This window comes from Micromonospora sp. NPDC049301, assembly GCF_040678715.1.
Classification (GTDB): Bacteria; Actinomycetota; Actinomycetes; order Mycobacteriales; family Micromonosporaceae; genus Micromonospora.
Map to the genome: position 1 here is coordinate 483119 of NZ_JBFAQO010000006.1, position 15854 is coordinate 498972.

The following is a 15854-nucleotide window of genomic DNA, read 5'->3' on the forward strand; positions in this document are numbered from 1 at the left end:
GGTGGATCGACGGAGCCGGGGCAGGACCGTGGTGACGGCCCTGCCCCGGCTCTCGCGGTGCGTCAGGTCACGGGCGGGGGAGAGCCGCCTCGATCAGCGCGGTCTGCTCGACCTCGTGCGTCTTCGCCGAGCCGACCGCCGGGGCGGCCGCGGCCGGGCGGGAGATCCGCCGCAGCCGGACGTCCGTCAGGTGCTCCAGCAGGTTGAGCGCGACGAACGACCAGGCACCCTGGTTGGCCGGCTCCTCCTGCACCCAGGCGAAGTCCTCCGCGTTCGGGTACTGCGCCAGGGCGGCCCGGATCTCCTCCACCGGCAGCGGGTACAGCTGCTCGATCCGGATGATCGCGGTGTCGGTGACGCCGCGCTCCTGCCGGGCCTGGAACAGGTCGTAGTAGATCTTGCCGGAGCAGAGCAGCACCCGCTTGACCGCCTCCGGCGCCGGGGCGGCCGTGTCGCGCAGCACCGGCTGGAAGGTGCCGGTGGTGAAGTCCTCCACCGCCGAGACGCAGAGCTTGTGTCGCAGCAGCGACTTCGGCGTGAAGACCACCAGCGGCTTGCGCTTCGGCGACAGGGCCTGGCGGCGCAGCAGATGGAAGTAGTTCGCCGGGGTGGTCGGGATGGAGACCCGCATGTTGTCCTCGGCGCACATCTGCAGGAACCGCTCAGGGCGGCCGGAGGTGTGGTCCGGGCCCTGGCCCTCGTGGCCGTGCGGCAGCAGCAGGGTGACCGCGGAGCGCTGACCCCACTTCACCTCACCGGACGAGATGAACTCGTCGATCACCGACTGGGCGCCGTTGACGAAGTCGCCGAACTGGGCCTCCCAGGCGACCAGCGCGTTGATGTTCTCCACCGAGTAGCCGTACTCGAAGCCCATCGCGGCGTACTCGCTGAGCAGCGAGTCGTGCACGAAGAACCGGGACCGCTCGCCGTCGCCGGTGAGCGACTTCAGCGGCAGGTAGTCGTCGCCGGTGCGGGCGTCCACCACGGAGGCGTGCCGCTGGACGAAGGTGCCGCGACGCGAATCCTGCCCGGCGAGCCGGACGGTGACCCCGTCGTGCAGCAGCGCCCCGAACGCGATGATCTCGCCGAAGCCCCAGTCGATTTTGCCCTCGACGGACATCTTGGCCCGCCGGTCGAGCAGCTGCTGGATCCGCTTGTGCGGGGTGAAGCCCTCCGGCAGGTTGACGTGCGCCTCGCCGATCGCCTTCACCACGGAAGCGTCGGTGGCGGTGTCGACCGCCGGCTCCGGCTCCTCCTCGCGGCGCGGCCGGTTGAGCTGGCGCGGCGCGGCGGCGGCGTCCCGGGTGGCCTTGAAGACCTTCTCCAGCTGCGCCTGGTAGTCGCGCAGCAGCTCCTCCGCGTCCTCCACGGTGATGTCGCCGCGACCGATGAGCTCCTCGGTGTAGAGCTTGCGCACCGAACGCTTCGAGTCAATGATCTTGTACATCTGAGGGTTGGACATCGACGGGTCGTCGCCCTCGTTGTGGCCGCGCCGGCGGTAGCAGACCATGTCGATCACGACGTCCTTGTTGAACGCCTGCCGGTATTCGAAGGCCAGCCGGGCCACCCGGACCACGGCCTCCGGGTCGTCGCCGTTGACGTGGAAGATCGGCGCCTGGATCATCCGGGCCACGTCTGTGCTGTAGAGGCTGGACCGGCTGTACTCCGGGGCGGTGGTGAAGCCGACCTGGTTGTTGACCACCACGTGCACGGTGCCGCCGGTGCGGTAGCCGCGCAGCTGCGACAGGTTGAGCGTCTCGGCGACCACACCCTGCCCGGCGAACGCGGCGTCACCGTGCACCGCCAGCGGCAGCACGGTGTAGCCCTCCAGCTTGAGGTCGATCCGGTCCTGCTTGGCCCGGACGATGCCCTCCAGCACCGGGTCGACGGCCTCCAGGTGCGACGGGTTGGCCACCAGCGACACCTTGACGACGTGCTCGCCGTCCGGGGTGGTGAACTTGCCGTTCTGGCCCAGGTGGTACTTCACGTCGCCGGAGCCCTGCGTCGAGCGCGGGTCCAGGTGACCCTCGAACTCGGAGAAGATCTTCTCGTACGGCTTGCCGACGATGTTGGCCAGCACGTTGAGCCGACCCCGGTGCGCCATGCCGATGACGACCTCGTCCAGCCCGCTCTCGGCGGACGACTCCAGCACCTCGCCCAGCAGCGGGATCAGCGACTCGCCGCCCTCCAGCGAGAAGCGCTTCTGGCCGACGTACTTGGTCTGCAGGAAGGTCTCGAACGCCTCGGCGGCGTTGAGCCGGTTGAGCACGTGCTTCTGCTCGTCGGCGGACGGCTTCTCGTACTTGCGCTCGATCCGCTCCTGGATCCAGCGCCGCTCCTCCGGGTCCTGGATGTGCATGTACTCGATGCCGACGCGGCGGCAGTACGAGTCGCGCAGCACGCCGAGGATCTCGCGCAGCTTCATCCGCTTCCGGCCGGCGAAGCCGTTGACCGGGAACTCGCGGTCCAGGTCCCACAGGGTCAGCCCGTGCTGGAGGACGTCCAGGTCGGGGTGCTTGCGGATGGTGAATTCCAGCGGGTCGGTGTCGGCCATCAGGTGACCGCGCACGCGGTACGCGTGGATCAGCTCGTGCACCCGGGCGGTCTTGTTGATCTGACCCTCGGAGTTGACGGCCACGTCGCGCACCCAGCGCACCGGCTCGTACGGAATGCGCAGCGACGTGAAGATCTCGTCGTAGAAGCCGTGCTCGCCCAGGATCAGCTCGTGCATGACCTTGAGGAACTCGCCGGACTGCGCGCCCTGGATGATCCGGTGGTCGTACGTGCTGGTCAGCGTGATGATCTTGCTGACCGCCAGCTCGGCCAGGGTCGCCTCGGACATGCCCTGGTAGGGGGCCGGGTACTCCATCGCGCCGACGCCGATGATCGCGCTCTGCCCCTGCATCAGCCGCGGCATCGAGTGCACGGTGCCGATGCCGCCCGGGTTGGTCAGCGAGATCGTGGTGCCGGAGTAGTCCTCCATGGTCAGCTCGTTGCGCCGCGCCCGCCGGACCACGTCCTCGTACGCCTGCCAGAACTGCCGGAAGTCCATCTGCTCGCAGCCCTTGATGGAGGGGACCACCAGGTTGCGGCTGCCGTCCGGCTTGGCCAGGTCGATCGCGATGCCGAGGTTGACGTGCGCCGGGCGGACCACGGCCGGCTTGCCGTTGGCCTCGGCGAAGCTGTTGTTCATCTCCGGGTGCTGGACCAGCGCCCGGACCATCGCGTAGCCGACCAGGTGGGTGAAGCTGACCTTGCCACCGCGCCCACGGGCGAGGTGGTTGTTGATCACGATGCGGTTGTCCACCAGCAGCTTGGCCGGGACCGCGCGCACGCTGGTGGCGGTCGGGACGCTCAGCGAGGCGTCCATGTTCTGGACGATCTTCGCGGCGACACCGCGCAGCGGCGTGGTCTGCGGGCCGTCGGCGCTCGGCGCGGCGGCCTTCCCGGCCGGCTTGGCCGGGGCGGCCTTCGCCGGGGCGGGTGCGGCGGCGGGCTTGGCCGGTGCCGGCTGCGGGGCGGCCGGCTTGCTGGCGGCCGCCGGCTTGGTCGGGGGGCTGGGCTGGCTGACCGACGCGGCCGCCTCCGGCTGGCCGTCCGGCTCCGGTGCCGCGGCCGGCGTGCCCGTCGACTCACCACGTGGTGTGGCGGCGCCCGGCGCTGGTCGGTAGTCGGCGAAGAAGTCGTGCCAGGCCGAATCGACGCTCGTTGGGTCGGCGAGGTAGCGCTGGTACATGTCCTCGACGATCCACTCGTTCGGGCCGAAACCCGCCAGTGGGTTCTCCTGCGAAGTCTGCTGGGTCGACACGGCCGGTAATCGCCTCTTTCACGCGGGTTTTGTGTGTCACGCGGTGTCCGTCGCGCCCGGATCGGAGCACGGACAGGACGGCTCCCAGGCTACGCCGTACCGAACCCGCAGGCATTTCCGCCTCGGTCGCGTGGTCCGTTTCACAGAAGATGCCAGAAGTTCAGCAAGTCCTGCGGGTCTTTCGGAGGACTGGTAGGGCCCGGCCGGCCTGCGGCGGGCCCCTCGGGCGGCCGGCGACTGAGTACCGGTACGGATGCCCGTCGGGGCGGTCACCGGCAGGATCGCCGGCATGGATGGCACGGGGGCACGGGAGCGGTACGGCAGGAGCATGGCGGTCGCGTTCGGCTGGTACGTCACCGCGATCGCGGCGGTGGTGGTGGGGACGACCAGCGTGCCGAGCCCGCCGCGGCAGGACTGTTCGGCGATGTTCAGTTGCCTCTCGCCCATGGAGTCGTTGGCGCTGGCCGGGCTGATCTGGGGCGGGCCGGTGCTCGTCGGGTTGCTGATCGTCACGGCGGTGGTCAACGCGCTGGTCGTCCGCCGGGTCACCTCGGCGGTGCTGGCCGGCACCCTGTCCGTGGCGGCCAGCGTTGCGGTGTGCTCGGTGGTGGCCGCCGCCTACCTGGGTCGCTCGTGAAGCGGCTCGGCCTCGGTGGGCTCTTCCTCACCTGGCTCTACGGTGTGCCGTTCCTGCTCGTGGTGGGCCTGATCCGACGGACGTCCACGCCGTACACGCCGACCCACGACGCGGCGCGGGCGTTCGGTGCGACCACCGACGCCCTGCTGACCGCCGGGCTCGTGCTCAACGCCGCGCTCCCGCTGACCGGCCTGCTGCTCGCCGGGCTGGCCGGGGAGGCGGGCTGGCGGCGGCACTTCGGCTGGGCGCTCGGCGGGACGGTTCTGCTGTACCTGGTGGTTGCGCTCGCCGGCAGCATGGCGACCAGCACGCTGATCGGTCACACCCCGGCCGACGAGGAGCCGGATCCGCCGGTCGGCCACTGCATCCCGATCAGCGGCGGCCGGGGCTGCCCGGGCGGGTGAGCCGCCGGCGGGTTCGACGGCAGAGGCGTCCCGGGGCGGCGGCCGTGCCGCCGCCCCGGGGGCGGTCCGGGTCAGGAGATGTCGCGCCGGCGCATCAGCAGGGTGCCGACCAGCCCGGTGACCACCGCGTACGCCACCAGCACGACGGCGCCGGCCCAGCGCGGCGGGTTGCCGGGGATGTCCGCCCCGGTGACCATCAGCGACGAGGCCAGCGACGGCACCAGCAGTTGCAGGTTGTTGATCCAGTCACCCCACCGGGCGGCCAGGATGCTGATCACCACGATGGCGCCGATCGAACCGCCCAGGTAGAGCAGGATGCCGGTCACGGTGGCGCCGATCTGGCTGCGGATCAGCACCCCGATGCCGACGCCGAACACCGCCCAGAGCAGGTACGCGAGCAGGTTCAATCCGATCGCCCGCCAGGCCGCGTCGTTGCCCAGTTGGGAGCCCACCCCGACCGCGTTGAGCACCGCCGCGCCGGCGATCAGGTTGAGTGCGGTGGTGACCAGCCAGAACAGCAGCGCCAGCACACCCGCCGCGGCCAGTTTGGCGCTCATCACCGCTGTGCGGTGCGGCGTGGTGAGGAACGTGGTGGTCACCGTCTGGTGGAAGAACTCGCTGGTCACCACGATGATGCCGAGCAGCATCACGATCAGCAGGCCGAAGAACTGCCCGGTGGTGAACAGGTTCGACGAGAGCGCGTCCGGGCTGGCCGCGGCCTCGAACTGGGCCGCCTGCTCGGACGACAGGTCCGTGACGGTGTTGCTGGTCAGGGCGTCGGCCTGCAACCAGTTGATGAGCAGGGTGAGCGCCCAGAGCGGCAGACTGATCAGCGCGAAGACCCACCAGGTGTTGGTGGTACGGATCTTGAGCAATTCGGCTCGGACCAGGTTCATCGGATGCCCGCCTTTCCGGCCGTCAGCTCCAGGAAGACCCGTTCCAGGTCGGGCCGTTCGGTGGTCAGTTCGTGCAGCTCCACGCCCGCCGCGAGGGCGGCCCGGCCGATCGCCGGAGCGTCCACCCCGCCGACCAGCAGGACACCCTGCTCGCCGGTGTCGACGGTGGCCGACAGCGCCTTCAGTGCGGTGATCAGCGCCTCGGCCTGCGGGGTGCGGACCCGGACCAGGGCGCCCTGCGCCATCGACCCGAGGACCTGGTCGACCGGCCCCTGGCGGACCAGTTGCCCGGCCGCGATGATCACCACGTCGTCGGCGAGCAGCTGCATCTCCGACAGCAGGTGGCTGGAGACCAGCACGGTGCGGCCCTCCTGAGCGAGGTTCTTGAGGAACCCCCGCATCCACCGGATGCCCTCCGGGTCGAGCCCGTTGGCCGGCTCGTCCAGGATCAGCACCCGGGGGTCGCCGAGCATCGCGGCGGCGATGCCGAGCCGCTGCTTCATACCGAGCGAATAGCCCTTGAACTTGCGCTTCGCCGCCGGGGTCAGACCGACCAGGGCCAGCGCCTCGTCGGCCCGCTGCCTGGGCAGGCCGGCCGCCGCGCAGATCACCCGCAGGTGGTTGATGCCGGTACGGCCCTTGTGCGCGCTCGACGCCTCCAGGATCGCGCCGACGTGCCGCAGCGGGTCGGTGAGGTCGGCGTACCGGTGGCCGCTGATGGTGGCCGTGCCGGCGGTCGGCGTGACCAGGTTCAGCAGCATGCGCAGCGTGGTGGTCTTGCCGGCGCCGTTCGGGCCGAGGAAGCCGGTCACCCGCCCCGGCGCGACGGTGAAGGACAGGTTGTTCACCGCCCGGACGTTCTTGTACTGCTTCGTCAGACCGGACACCACGATCTGACCGTCGCTGGTGGGGCTTCGCTGCCCGTCAGTCATCGTTCTCCTCCCGTGCGTGGCGTCGAGGTACGCCGTGGCACAGCGTGACGGCCCCGGGCAACAAGGTCAATCAGGCGCGGTCCGTACGGCGTGGTCCCTCTGGGGGTGGACGCGGGTCCTCCCTGCGGACGACGGCGTGGGTCAACGGGAGATCCAGGTGGCTCGGGCAGCGCCCAGCAGCTCGCCGTCCGGACCGTACAGGCTGGTGTGCACGAGGGCCTTGCGCCCCTCGGCGCGGATCAACGCGCCGGTCACCACGCACTCGTCGCCCGGCGCCGGCAGCGCGGCGACCACGGCGGCGATCCGGCCCAGCAGGTACGGGCGGCCCGGCGCGAGCACCGTCCAACCGCCCGGACAGTCCAGCGCCGCCCAGACCGTGGCGTCGCTGACCTGCTCGGGCGCCCGGAACGGCGCGGCGGTCCGGCCGTCCGGCAGGCGGCCCGGGAAGATCCGCAGCCCGTCCGCCCGGTGCGGACCGCAGACGTAGCAGTCGGGGAACGGATGCTCGACCAGGCCCGGGTAGCGGGTCGCGGCGGCCACCGCGGTGTCCCGGTCGACCGGCGGTACGACGGCGTCCACCGCCCCGGCCGGGCGGACCTCGGCCACCAGTTCACCGGCCGGGTCACGGACCTCGCCGTCGACCAGTCGCAGGGCGGTCTCCAGTGGTGGTGGCCGGCGCAGCGTCACCTCGACCGGGCCGGGACCGCCGGCCGCGGCGGCGAAGACTCCGGCGCTCCAGCCGCCGTTGCCGGAGCCGGACGGCCCGTTGTAGCGGGACTCGATGCGCATCGTCGACCTCCGGTGGGGGCGTTCCGGCGCCGTCGCCGGGTGCGTCCGGCAGCCTCGCACGGTCGTGGTCGGACACATACGCCGGCCGGCGTTCACCCGGTCGACACCGGTGGTCACCGCCGATGGCAACCCGAGGCACCTACACAGATCCCATGGCCGTTCTGCATGTCGCTGGCGCACCCCTGACGACCAGCGGATACACCCTGCTGATCGCCGACGACCCCACCCAGGTCGCGGCCGCGCAACGCCTGCGTCACGAGGTGTTCGCCACCGAACTCGGCGCCACCCTCCGCCCGGGCGAGGCCGGGCTGGACGTGGACCCATTCGACGCCCACTGCGACCACCTGATCGTCCGCCAGGAGAGCACCGGCCAGGTGGTCGGGACGTACCGGCTGCTGCCGCCCGGCCGCACCGGCCGGCGGTACGCCGAGGACGAGTTCGACCTCGCCGCGCTCGACCCGCTCCGCGACGACCTGGTCGAGGCGGGACGGTCGTGCGTGCACCCGGACCACCGCTCGGGTGCGGTGATCAACCTGATGTGGGCGGGGATCACCCGGTACCTGCACCTGCGCGGCTCCCGCTGGCTCGGCGGCTGCGCCTCGGTGCCGGTGGCCGACGGGGGCCGGTCGGTGGCCGAGGTGTGGGCGCAGGCCCAGGCCCGGCACCTGGCGCCGCCGCCGCTGCGGGTCCGCCCGCTGCGCCCCTGGTTCGCCGAGCCGGCCGCCGCCGTCGCCCCGGTGGCCGCCGGCGAGCCTCTCGGCCGCGCCGCGGTGCCGCCGCTGCTGCGTGGCTACCTCCGGCTCGGCGCGTGGGTCTGCGGCGAGCCGTCGTACGACCCCGACTTCGGGGTCGCGGACTTCTACGTGCTCTTCTCGCTGGACCGGATGAACCCGCGCTACCTGCGGCACTTCCTGGGCGGGGCGGAGCAGTGACCGCCGCGCAGCGCGACCTCTGGCGGCCCTCGTCCGGCTGCGACGAGGAGTGCCTGCCGGCGGCCGGCGAGGTGCCGACGGTGCCGGTGGCACGCCGGGTGCTCCGGTTGGTCGCCGCGACCGGCATGCTGCTGGCCGGGGTGGGCCTGGTGGTGCTGCTGCCGGTGCTGCCGGCGCCGGAGCGGCAGGCGGCGATGCGCGCTTGGGCCCGGGGCACGGCGCGCGCGTTCGGCGTCCGGCTGGTGATCCGGGGCCGGTTGCCCCGGCGGCGCGCGCTGCTGGTCGCCAACCATGTCTCGTGGCTGGACATCCTCGCGGTGCTGGCGGTCGCGCCGACCCGGATGGTGGCGAAGCGGGAGGTCCGGTCCTGGCCGGTGGTGGGCCTGCTGGCCGCGGCGGCGGGCACGGTCTTCGTGGACCGGTCCCGGCCGCGGGCGCTGCCGGCCACCGTGCGCCGGGTCGCCGACGCGCTGCGCGCCGGCCGGTCGGTCGCGGTCTTCCCGGAGGGTACGACCTGGTGCGCCGGGGACGGCGCGGACGACTGTCGCCCCGGCGGCGGGTTCCGGCCCGCGATGTTCCAGGCGGCCATCGACTCGGGTAGCCCTGTGGTGCCGCTGCGGCTCGCTTACCGGTGCGAGGTCACCGGGGCGGCCACCACCGCAGCCGCCTTCCTCGGTGCGGACACCCTGCTGCGCTCGGTGGCCCGGGTGGTCGCGGCGCGGGAGCTGGTGGTGTCGGTGACGGTCGCCGCCGCACTGCACCCGGCCCGCGACGCCGACCGGCGGTTGCTGGCCCGGGCCGCCGAGTCGGCCGTACACCTGCCGCCCCCGGTGGGGGCCGCGGCGCGGGCCCGGCTGCACGCGGTGCCCACGGCCGTCCCGGTCCGGCCGTCGGCCGTCGGGCCCGCGCCGACGGGGTTGGCATCCGACGCCGGCCGGGAGCTGGACCTGGCCGCCTGACGGAGTCGCGACAGTCTTGTGCTGTCGCGATGTATCGCGTTACTGTCCTCTCGTCGGACGTGCGTCGCGCGTCGTCGAGGGGAGGGCGCCATGACCGAATGGACGGTCGACAGTCCACAGCGACTCACCGTGGACGGTCCGGTCACCCGGTTGGACGTCCGGCTGGTGAGCGGGCGACTCAACGTGGTCGCCACCGACGGCCCGGCCCGGATCGACGTCACCCGGGTCGGCCGCCGGCCCGTCCTGGTCACCCACTCCGACGGCCGGCTCACCATCCGCCAGGAGCGCGGTCAGGGCTGGGCGGACGCCGTGCGGTGGTTCCGGTCCCTCGCCAGGTACCCGAGCGTGGACGTCTCCGTCGCGGTGTCCGCCGACGTCATCGCCGACCTGCGTCTCGTCGCGGGCTCGTTGCTCGCGTCCGGGCTGCGCCGGCAGACCACGGTCGACGTGACCGCCGGCCAGATCACCCTGATGGGGCTGCGCGGCGGCACCTTCGGCAAGATCACCTCGGGGTCGGTGGAGGCGCTCGGCGTCGGCGGCGACCTCACCCTGGAGACGGTCTCCGGGGAGGTGATCGTCGCCGACAGCGCCGCCGACCGGGTGCGGGCGCAGACCGTCTCGGGCGCCATCACCTGCGACCTCGACAACCCCCGCCGCAGCGAGATCCGGCTCACCACCGTCTCCGGCAGCATCACCGTCCGCGTCCGGGAGGACAGCGACCTCGACGTACGGCTGCACACCGCCTCGGGCCGGATCACCAGCGGGTTCCCGCAGGTGCGCACCTCGACGTTCCCCCTGGCCAACAGCGAGGGGGTGCTCGGCGCCGGCGAGGGTAAGCTCTGGGCGTCCGCGACCTCGGGGAGCATCGCGCTACTCGCCCGAGGAGTGGACGCCGACCAGGAGGAGCTGCCGTGACCGCCGTGTTCAGCCACGGCCGGCTCCGGCTCTACCTGCTCAAACTCCTCGACGACGGTCCGAAGCACGGCTACGAGCTGATCCGCCTGCTGGAGGACCGCTTCCTCGGGCTCTACGCGCCCAGCGCCGGCACCATCTACCCCCGCCTGCAACGGCTGGAGGCCGAGGGACTGGTCAGCCACACCGCCGCCGGAGGCCGCAAGACGTACAGCATCACCGACGCCGGCCGCGACGAGCTGCGCCAGCGGGCCGGTGAGCTGACCACCCTGGAGGCGGACATCGCCGCCTCGGTGGCGGACCTCTCCACCCTGGCCGGTGAGATCCGCAGCGAGGTGAGCGGCTCCGTACGCGACCTCAAGCGGGAGCTCAGCGAGGCCGCCCGGCAGACCCGGCGTAACCGGTGGGAACCTCCGGCGCCGCCCCGCCCGGCGCCGGCCAACGGACAACGCGCGGCACTGCTCGACGAGCTCGACCAGCGGCTGACCGCGTTCACCGCCGAGGTTGGCCGGCTGGCGCGGGCCCGGCAGTTCAGCGACGTCCAACTGCGCACCGCGATCCGGTTGCTCGACGGCGCGCTGGACGGCCTGCGCCGGCTGCTGCGCTGACCGACGCCGCCGACCGGTCGGGGTCGACCTCCGACTCACAGGATTTTTGCAGGAAGCGTCCAGCGCCGGTGCAGTGAGGTCACCGATGATGGGCACATGCCCGCTACCCAGACCGAGGCGCGACTGCTCGTCGTCGAGGACGACCCCAACATCCTCGAACTGCTCTCCGCGAGCCTGCGCTTCGCGGGCTTCGACGTGGCCACCGCGACCAGCGGCAGCGCGGCTCTGAACGCCGCCAAGGACCACCGGCCCGATCTGGTGGTGCTCGACGTGATGCTGCCGGACCTCGACGGCTTCGAGGTCATCCGGATGCTCCGCGAGGGCGGCACGCGTACTCCGGTGGTCTTCCTGACCGCCCGGGACGCCACGGACGACAAGATCCGGGGCCTGACCCTGGGCGGCGACGACTACGTCACCAAGCCGTTCAGCCTGGAGGAGTTGACCGCCCGGATCCGCGCGGTGCTGCGGCGCACCACCACCGGCGAGCAGGCCCCGTCCCGGCTCACGTTCGCCGATCTGGAGCTGGACGAGGAGACCCACGAGGTGCACCGGGCCGGGCAGCGGGTGCAGCTGTCGCCGACCGAGTTCAAGCTGCTGCGCTACCTGATGCTCAACGCCAACCGGGTGCTGTCCAAGGCGCAGATCCTCGACCACGTCTGGAACTACGACTTCCGCGGCGACGACAACATCGTCGAGTCCTACATCTCCTACCTGCGGCGCAAGGTCGACACCAGCCAGCCCCGGCTCATCCACACCCTCCGCGGTGTCGGGTACGTGCTGCGCAAGCCGGCGGCGTGAACGGGGTCCAGCAGGCGAAGGGGCGGCTGCGGGCCGTACCACTGCGGATCAAACTGGTCGCCTCGGTGCTGGCGTTGGTCGCCGGCGCCCTGGTGGTGATCAGCGTCTCGACCGCGTACTTCCTGCACAGCTACCTGGTCGACCAGATCGACCTCGAACTGCGCGAGTCGGCAAACCGGATCCAGTTGCCGTCGTCGAACGACGTCTACCTGCCCAGCGACTACGTGGTGGTGCTGACCGACCGCAACACCGGCAAGGTGCTGGGCTTCGCGTACGACAAGTCCCGCTTCACGGTGAGCGACCTGCCGCCGTGGCCGGGCGACGAGGCCGGGTTCGCAGCGCAGGAAAGGGCACAGAAGGACAGCCCGCGCACCGTCCGCGCCCGGGACAGCTCGGTGCGCTGGCGGATGCTCTACACCGAGCTGCCCGGCGGCCAGAGGGCGGCGATCGGCGAGCACCTGACCGATGTCGACCTCGCCGTCAAGCGGTTGGCCTGGATCGACCTGCTGGTCGGCGGGGCAGTGCTGATCATGCTGGCCTCGGTGGGCGCGGCGATCGTGCGGACCAGCCTCAAGCCGCTGGTGGAGATCGAACGCACCGCCGCCGCCATCGCCGGCGGCGACCTGACCCGCCGGGTGCCCGACCCGGAGCAGGGGCAGGAGCATCCCACCTCCGAACTGGGCCGGCTCTCCCGCGCGCTGAACGCGATGCTCACCCAGATCGAGGCGGCGTTCACCGCCCGGGCCGCCTCGGAGACCGCGGCGCGCTCGGCCGAGAGCGCCGCCCGGGACGCGGCGGTCGCCGCGCAGGCGTCCGAGGCGCGGGCCCGGCGCTCCGAGGAGCGGATGCGGCAGTTCGTGGCGGACGCCTCACACGAGCTGCGGACCCCGCTGACCACCATCCGTGGCTTCGCCGAGCTGTACCGGCAGGGCGCGGCCCGGGCGCCGGAGCAGACCGCCGGCCTGCTGCGCCGGATCGAGGACGAGGCGGCCCGGATGGGGCTGCTGGTGGAGGACCTGCTGCTGCTCGCCCGGCTCGACCGGGAACGGCCGCTCTCGCTCGCCCCGGTCGAGCTGCCGGTGCTCGCCTCGGACGCGGTGCAGGCCGCCCGGGCGGTCGCCCCCGACCGGCGGATCGAGCTGGACATCGAGCCGGGCTCCGGCCCCCTCGTCGTGTTCGCCGACGACGCGCGGCTGCGTCAGGTGATCGGCAACCTGGTCACCAACGCGTTGACGCACACCCCACCGGACGCCAAGGTCAGCCTGCGGCTGCGTGCCGAGCCGGGGAACCTCGCCGTGGTGGAGGTGGCCGACACCGGCCCGGGGCTCTCCCCGGACCAGGCGGAACGGGTCTTCGAGCGGTTCTACCGGGCCGACGCGGCGCGGACCCGGCGGGCCGACGGCAACACCGGCACCGGCCTCGGCCTGGCCATCGTGGCTGCGCTGGTCGCCGCCCACCACGGCACGGTCGAGGTGGGCGAGACCCCGGGCGGTGGCGCCACCTTCCGGGTCCGGCTGCCGCAGGTGCCGCAGTCCGACGCGGGAGAATGACTTTCAGGCAACTTCCAGGACGGTTCCAGGTTGGTCGCAGTGGCCGGGGAGAAGGTAGTTCCATGACCGAGTTCGAGTCCGACCCGCAGCGCCGGCCGGCCCCTACCGACGCCGAGCCGTCGCATCCCACCGCCGAGCTGCCGCGCGACGAGCGCGCGCAGTCCGACTCCCCGACCACCCCTGTCCCGGTCGTCTCGACCACCGACGACGCGGCGACCACCGCCGCCAACCCGGCGGTGCCCGCCGAGCCCACAGCGCCTGCTGGGTACGCCGGCCAGCAGGCCAGCGCGCCGCCGGCCGCCGGACAGCCGACCGGGTACGAGCCCCCCGCCGGCACCCACTCCGCGCCGCCGTACCCGGTCTCCGGGCACCCGGCGCCCGGCCAGCCCGGTTACCCGCAGCCGACCGCCGGCCGGTACCCCGGTGCTCCCTGGTACCCGGGCCAGCAGTCCGGCTGGGCCGGCGGGGGCCAGCCGGGCGTGGCGTACCAGCCGCACCAGCACCAGCACCAGCCGCACCCGGGCCAGCCGCACCTGCAGCAGCACCCCGGCCAGCCGGTGCCGCCCTGGGGCCCGCAGGCCACCCCGCCCGGCACCGGACCCCGTCCGGGCCGGATCGCCAAGTTCGCCGGCGCCGGCGTCGCGGTGTTCGCCCTGATGCTCGGCTCCGGTGTGGCCGGCGGTGCGCTCGCACTCGCCCTCGACGGCGACGGTGGGGGCGTGACCCGCACCTACTCCGCAGCCCCGGTGCTCAACAGCGCGGACCTGCCGAAGATCGCCGCCGCCGTGCAGGACAGCGTCGTCTCCATCACCACCACCAGCGGCGAGGGCTCCGGGGTGGTGCTCAGCGCCGACGGTTACGTGCTCACCAACAACCACGTGGTCGCCTCGGCCGCCGGCGACACGGTGCAGGTCGTCTTCGCCGACGGCAAGACCGCCCAAGCGAAGATCATCGGCACCGACCCGAAGACCGACCTGGCCGTGGTCAAGGCCAGCGGGGTGAGCAACCTCAAGCCGGCCACCTTCGGTGACAGCGACGGCATGCAGGTCGGCGATCAGGTGCTCGCCCTGGGCAGCCCGCTCGGCCTGCAGGGTTCGGTGACCTCGGGCATCCTCAGCGCCCGGGACCGCACCATCCGGGCCGGCGAGGGCCAGCCGCAGGACCCGAACCAGCAGGGCCAGGCCGTCAGCTCGATCTCCGGCCTGCTCCAGACCGACGCCCCGATCAACCCCGGCAACTCCGGTGGCGCCCTGGTCAACACCCGTGGCGAGGTGATCGGCGTCAACACCGCCATCGCCACCTCCGGGCAGAGCACCGGCAACATCGGCGTGGGCTTCGCCATCCCCAGCAACAAGGCCAAGGACGTCGCGGGCAAGCTCCAGCGCGGCGAGAAGGTCAGCCACCCGTCGCTCGGGGTCGGCGTCAACCAGGCCGAGGGCGGCGGCGCCCTGGTCGCGTCGGTCACCGCGGGCAGCCCCGCCGAGAAGGCTGGCCTCCAGCGGGGCGACGTGATCACCCGGTTCGGCGACAAGGCGGTCAACGACTCCGACGACCTGGTCGGCGCGGTGCAGGCCGGCAAGGTCGGCGACCGGGTCGAGGTGCAGTTCAAGCGCAACGGCACCGAGAAAACCGCAACCGTGACGCTCGCCGAGACGTCCTGACCGGTATCTGAACCTGCCTCCTCCCTCCGGCGGCGGGTGGCGGGGCCAAGGGGGTTGGCTCCGTCACCCGCCGCTCTTTCCGCCCTGACGGCGGTTCACCCGATTTGGGTGAGCCGCCGTCACCCGTACGCCAGGCACGTTCGGCAGGTGAGCCCGCGACGTACGGGGGGTGGCGATGAGCACGGTGACGGATGTCCGCGACGACCAGCGGATCCAGCGCGACGTCCTGGCCGAGCTGGCCTGGGACCCGCAGCTGCAACCGAACGAGATCGGCGTGACCGTCGACCGGGGGATCGTCACCCTGACCGGGTTCGTGGACGGGGCCGCGCGCAGTTGGGCGGCGACCCGCTGCGCCCAGCGGGTGCGCGGTGTCCGGGCGGTGGCCGACGAGATCGAGGTGCGGCTGCCGGGCACACCGGGGCGTACCGACGCCGAGATCGCCATCGCCGCCAGCCGGGCGTTGGAGTGGGACAGCTTCGTGCCCGCCGAACGGCTGGACGTGACCGTCGCCAACGGCTGGCTGATGCTCCGCGGTGAGGTCGAGTTCGGGTGGCAGCGCCGCACCGCCGAGGGGGAACTGCGCCGGCTGGACGGCGTACGGGGGATCACCAACCTGGTCGAGGTGCGTCCGCCGGCGCCACCGGCCGCTGACCGGCTGCGACGGGACGTCCAACGCGCGCTGCTGCGTACGCTCGGCAGCGAACGGGTGACGGTCGAGGTGGACGGCGAGACCCTGGTCCTCACCGGGGTGGTCCGCTCGTGGTGGGAACGCGACCAGGTCGAGCGGGTGGCCTGGTCCGCGCCGGGGGTGCGGATGGTCCATGACCAGCTCCTGGTCGGTGGGTGATCGTCCGTCGTGTCCGGTTTACCGGTCAGGGCACGGGGAAACCGCTGCGGACCATTCCGGCCGACGGCGACACCGGACCGGGGAGCAACGGGGAGGACTCGTGGCCGTGAACCACCCGCCC

Annotated in this window: 14 protein-coding genes; 10 read left to right on the forward strand and 4 right to left on the reverse strand. The window is 72.5% G+C overall.

Features of this window, described 5'->3' with window-relative positions; translation table 11 throughout:
- Nucleotides 1-67: 67 nt before the first annotated feature.
- A complete protein-coding gene (locus AB0K07_RS21000; RefSeq protein WP_363757069.1) occupies nucleotides 68-3808 on the reverse strand; it encodes a multifunctional oxoglutarate decarboxylase/oxoglutarate dehydrogenase thiamine pyrophosphate-binding subunit/dihydrolipoyllysine-residue succinyltransferase subunit in 3741 nt (1246 codons plus the stop codon).
- A 289-nt stretch (nucleotides 3809-4097) separates the two neighbouring features.
- Here AB0K07_RS21000 and AB0K07_RS21005 point away from each other — a divergent pair, with 289 nt between their 5' ends.
- Nucleotides 4098-4445, forward strand: a complete 348-nt coding sequence (locus tag AB0K07_RS21005) for a hypothetical protein (protein WP_363757070.1) — start codon at nucleotides 4098-4100, stop codon at nucleotides 4443-4445.
- Entirely contained in the window at nucleotides 4442-4849 is a 408-nt protein-coding gene (locus AB0K07_RS21010; RefSeq protein WP_363757071.1) for a hypothetical protein, read from the forward strand. The genes AB0K07_RS21005 and AB0K07_RS21010 overlap by 4 nt, the downstream gene beginning before the upstream one ends.
- A 71-nt stretch (nucleotides 4850-4920) precedes the next feature.
- Here AB0K07_RS21010 and AB0K07_RS21015 read toward each other — a convergent pair whose 3' ends face one another.
- The 3 genes from AB0K07_RS21015 to AB0K07_RS21025 all read right to left on the reverse strand — a co-directional run bounded on the left by AB0K07_RS21015 (nucleotide 4921) and on the right by AB0K07_RS21025 (nucleotide 7466).
- Nucleotides 4921-5745, reverse strand: coding sequence for an ABC transporter permease (locus AB0K07_RS21015; protein ID WP_363757072.1), 825 nt, complete (start codon nucleotides 5743-5745; stop codon nucleotides 4921-4923).
- Nucleotides 5742-6677 carry an ATP-binding cassette domain-containing protein gene (locus tag AB0K07_RS21020; RefSeq protein ID WP_363757073.1) on the reverse strand — a complete coding sequence of 312 codons (936 nt, stop codon included), beginning with the start codon at nucleotides 6675-6677 and terminating at the stop codon, nucleotides 5742-5744. Before AB0K07_RS21020 ends, AB0K07_RS21015 begins: the two co-directional genes overlap by 4 nt.
- A gap of 141 nt (nucleotides 6678-6818) precedes the next feature.
- On the reverse strand, nucleotides 6819-7466 hold the full coding sequence (locus AB0K07_RS21025) for a hypothetical protein (RefSeq protein ID WP_363757074.1): 648 nt from the start codon (nucleotides 7464-7466) through the stop codon (nucleotides 6819-6821).
- 152 nt (nucleotides 7467-7618) lie between these two features.
- Between AB0K07_RS21025 and AB0K07_RS21030 the strand changes: the two genes are divergently transcribed.
- The 8 genes from AB0K07_RS21030 (at nucleotide 7619) to AB0K07_RS21065 (ending at nucleotide 15733) form a co-directional block, all read left to right on the forward strand.
- Nucleotides 7619-8398, forward strand: a complete 780-nt coding sequence (locus AB0K07_RS21030; protein WP_363757075.1) for a GNAT family N-acyltransferase — start codon at nucleotides 7619-7621, stop codon at nucleotides 8396-8398.
- Nucleotides 8395-9357 (forward strand): lysophospholipid acyltransferase family protein, encoded by a 963-nt coding sequence (locus AB0K07_RS21035; protein WP_363757076.1) that lies wholly within the window; start codon nucleotides 8395-8397, stop codon nucleotides 9355-9357. The genes AB0K07_RS21030 and AB0K07_RS21035 overlap by 4 nt, the downstream gene beginning before the upstream one ends.
- 90 nt (nucleotides 9358-9447) lie before the next feature.
- Complete coding sequence (locus tag AB0K07_RS21040; RefSeq protein ID WP_363757077.1) at nucleotides 9448-10272, forward strand: DUF4097 family beta strand repeat-containing protein; 825 nt, start codon at nucleotides 9448-9450, stop codon at nucleotides 10270-10272.
- Nucleotides 10269-10877, forward strand: a complete 609-nt coding sequence (locus AB0K07_RS21045; protein ID WP_363757078.1) for a PadR family transcriptional regulator — start codon at nucleotides 10269-10271, stop codon at nucleotides 10875-10877. Before AB0K07_RS21040 ends, AB0K07_RS21045 begins: the two co-directional genes overlap by 4 nt.
- A 96-nt stretch (nucleotides 10878-10973) precedes the next feature.
- Complete coding sequence (locus tag AB0K07_RS21050) at nucleotides 10974-11675, forward strand: response regulator transcription factor (protein WP_074314148.1); 702 nt, start codon at nucleotides 10974-10976, stop codon at nucleotides 11673-11675.
- On the forward strand, nucleotides 11672-13225 hold the full coding sequence (locus AB0K07_RS21055) for a HAMP domain-containing sensor histidine kinase (RefSeq protein ID WP_363757079.1): 1554 nt from the start codon (nucleotides 11672-11674) through the stop codon (nucleotides 13223-13225). Before AB0K07_RS21050 ends, AB0K07_RS21055 begins: the two co-directional genes overlap by 4 nt.
- A 62-nt stretch (nucleotides 13226-13287) precedes the next feature.
- Nucleotides 13288-14886, forward strand: a complete 1599-nt coding sequence (locus tag AB0K07_RS21060; RefSeq protein WP_363757080.1) for a trypsin-like peptidase domain-containing protein — start codon at nucleotides 13288-13290, stop codon at nucleotides 14884-14886.
- 175 nt (nucleotides 14887-15061) lie between these two features.
- The gene (locus AB0K07_RS21065; RefSeq protein ID WP_363757081.1) at nucleotides 15062-15733 is read left to right on the forward strand and encodes a BON domain-containing protein; all 672 of its coding nucleotides are present in this window, start codon (nucleotides 15062-15064) and stop codon (nucleotides 15731-15733) included.
- The last annotated feature ends 121 nt before the right edge of the window (nucleotides 15734-15854 follow it).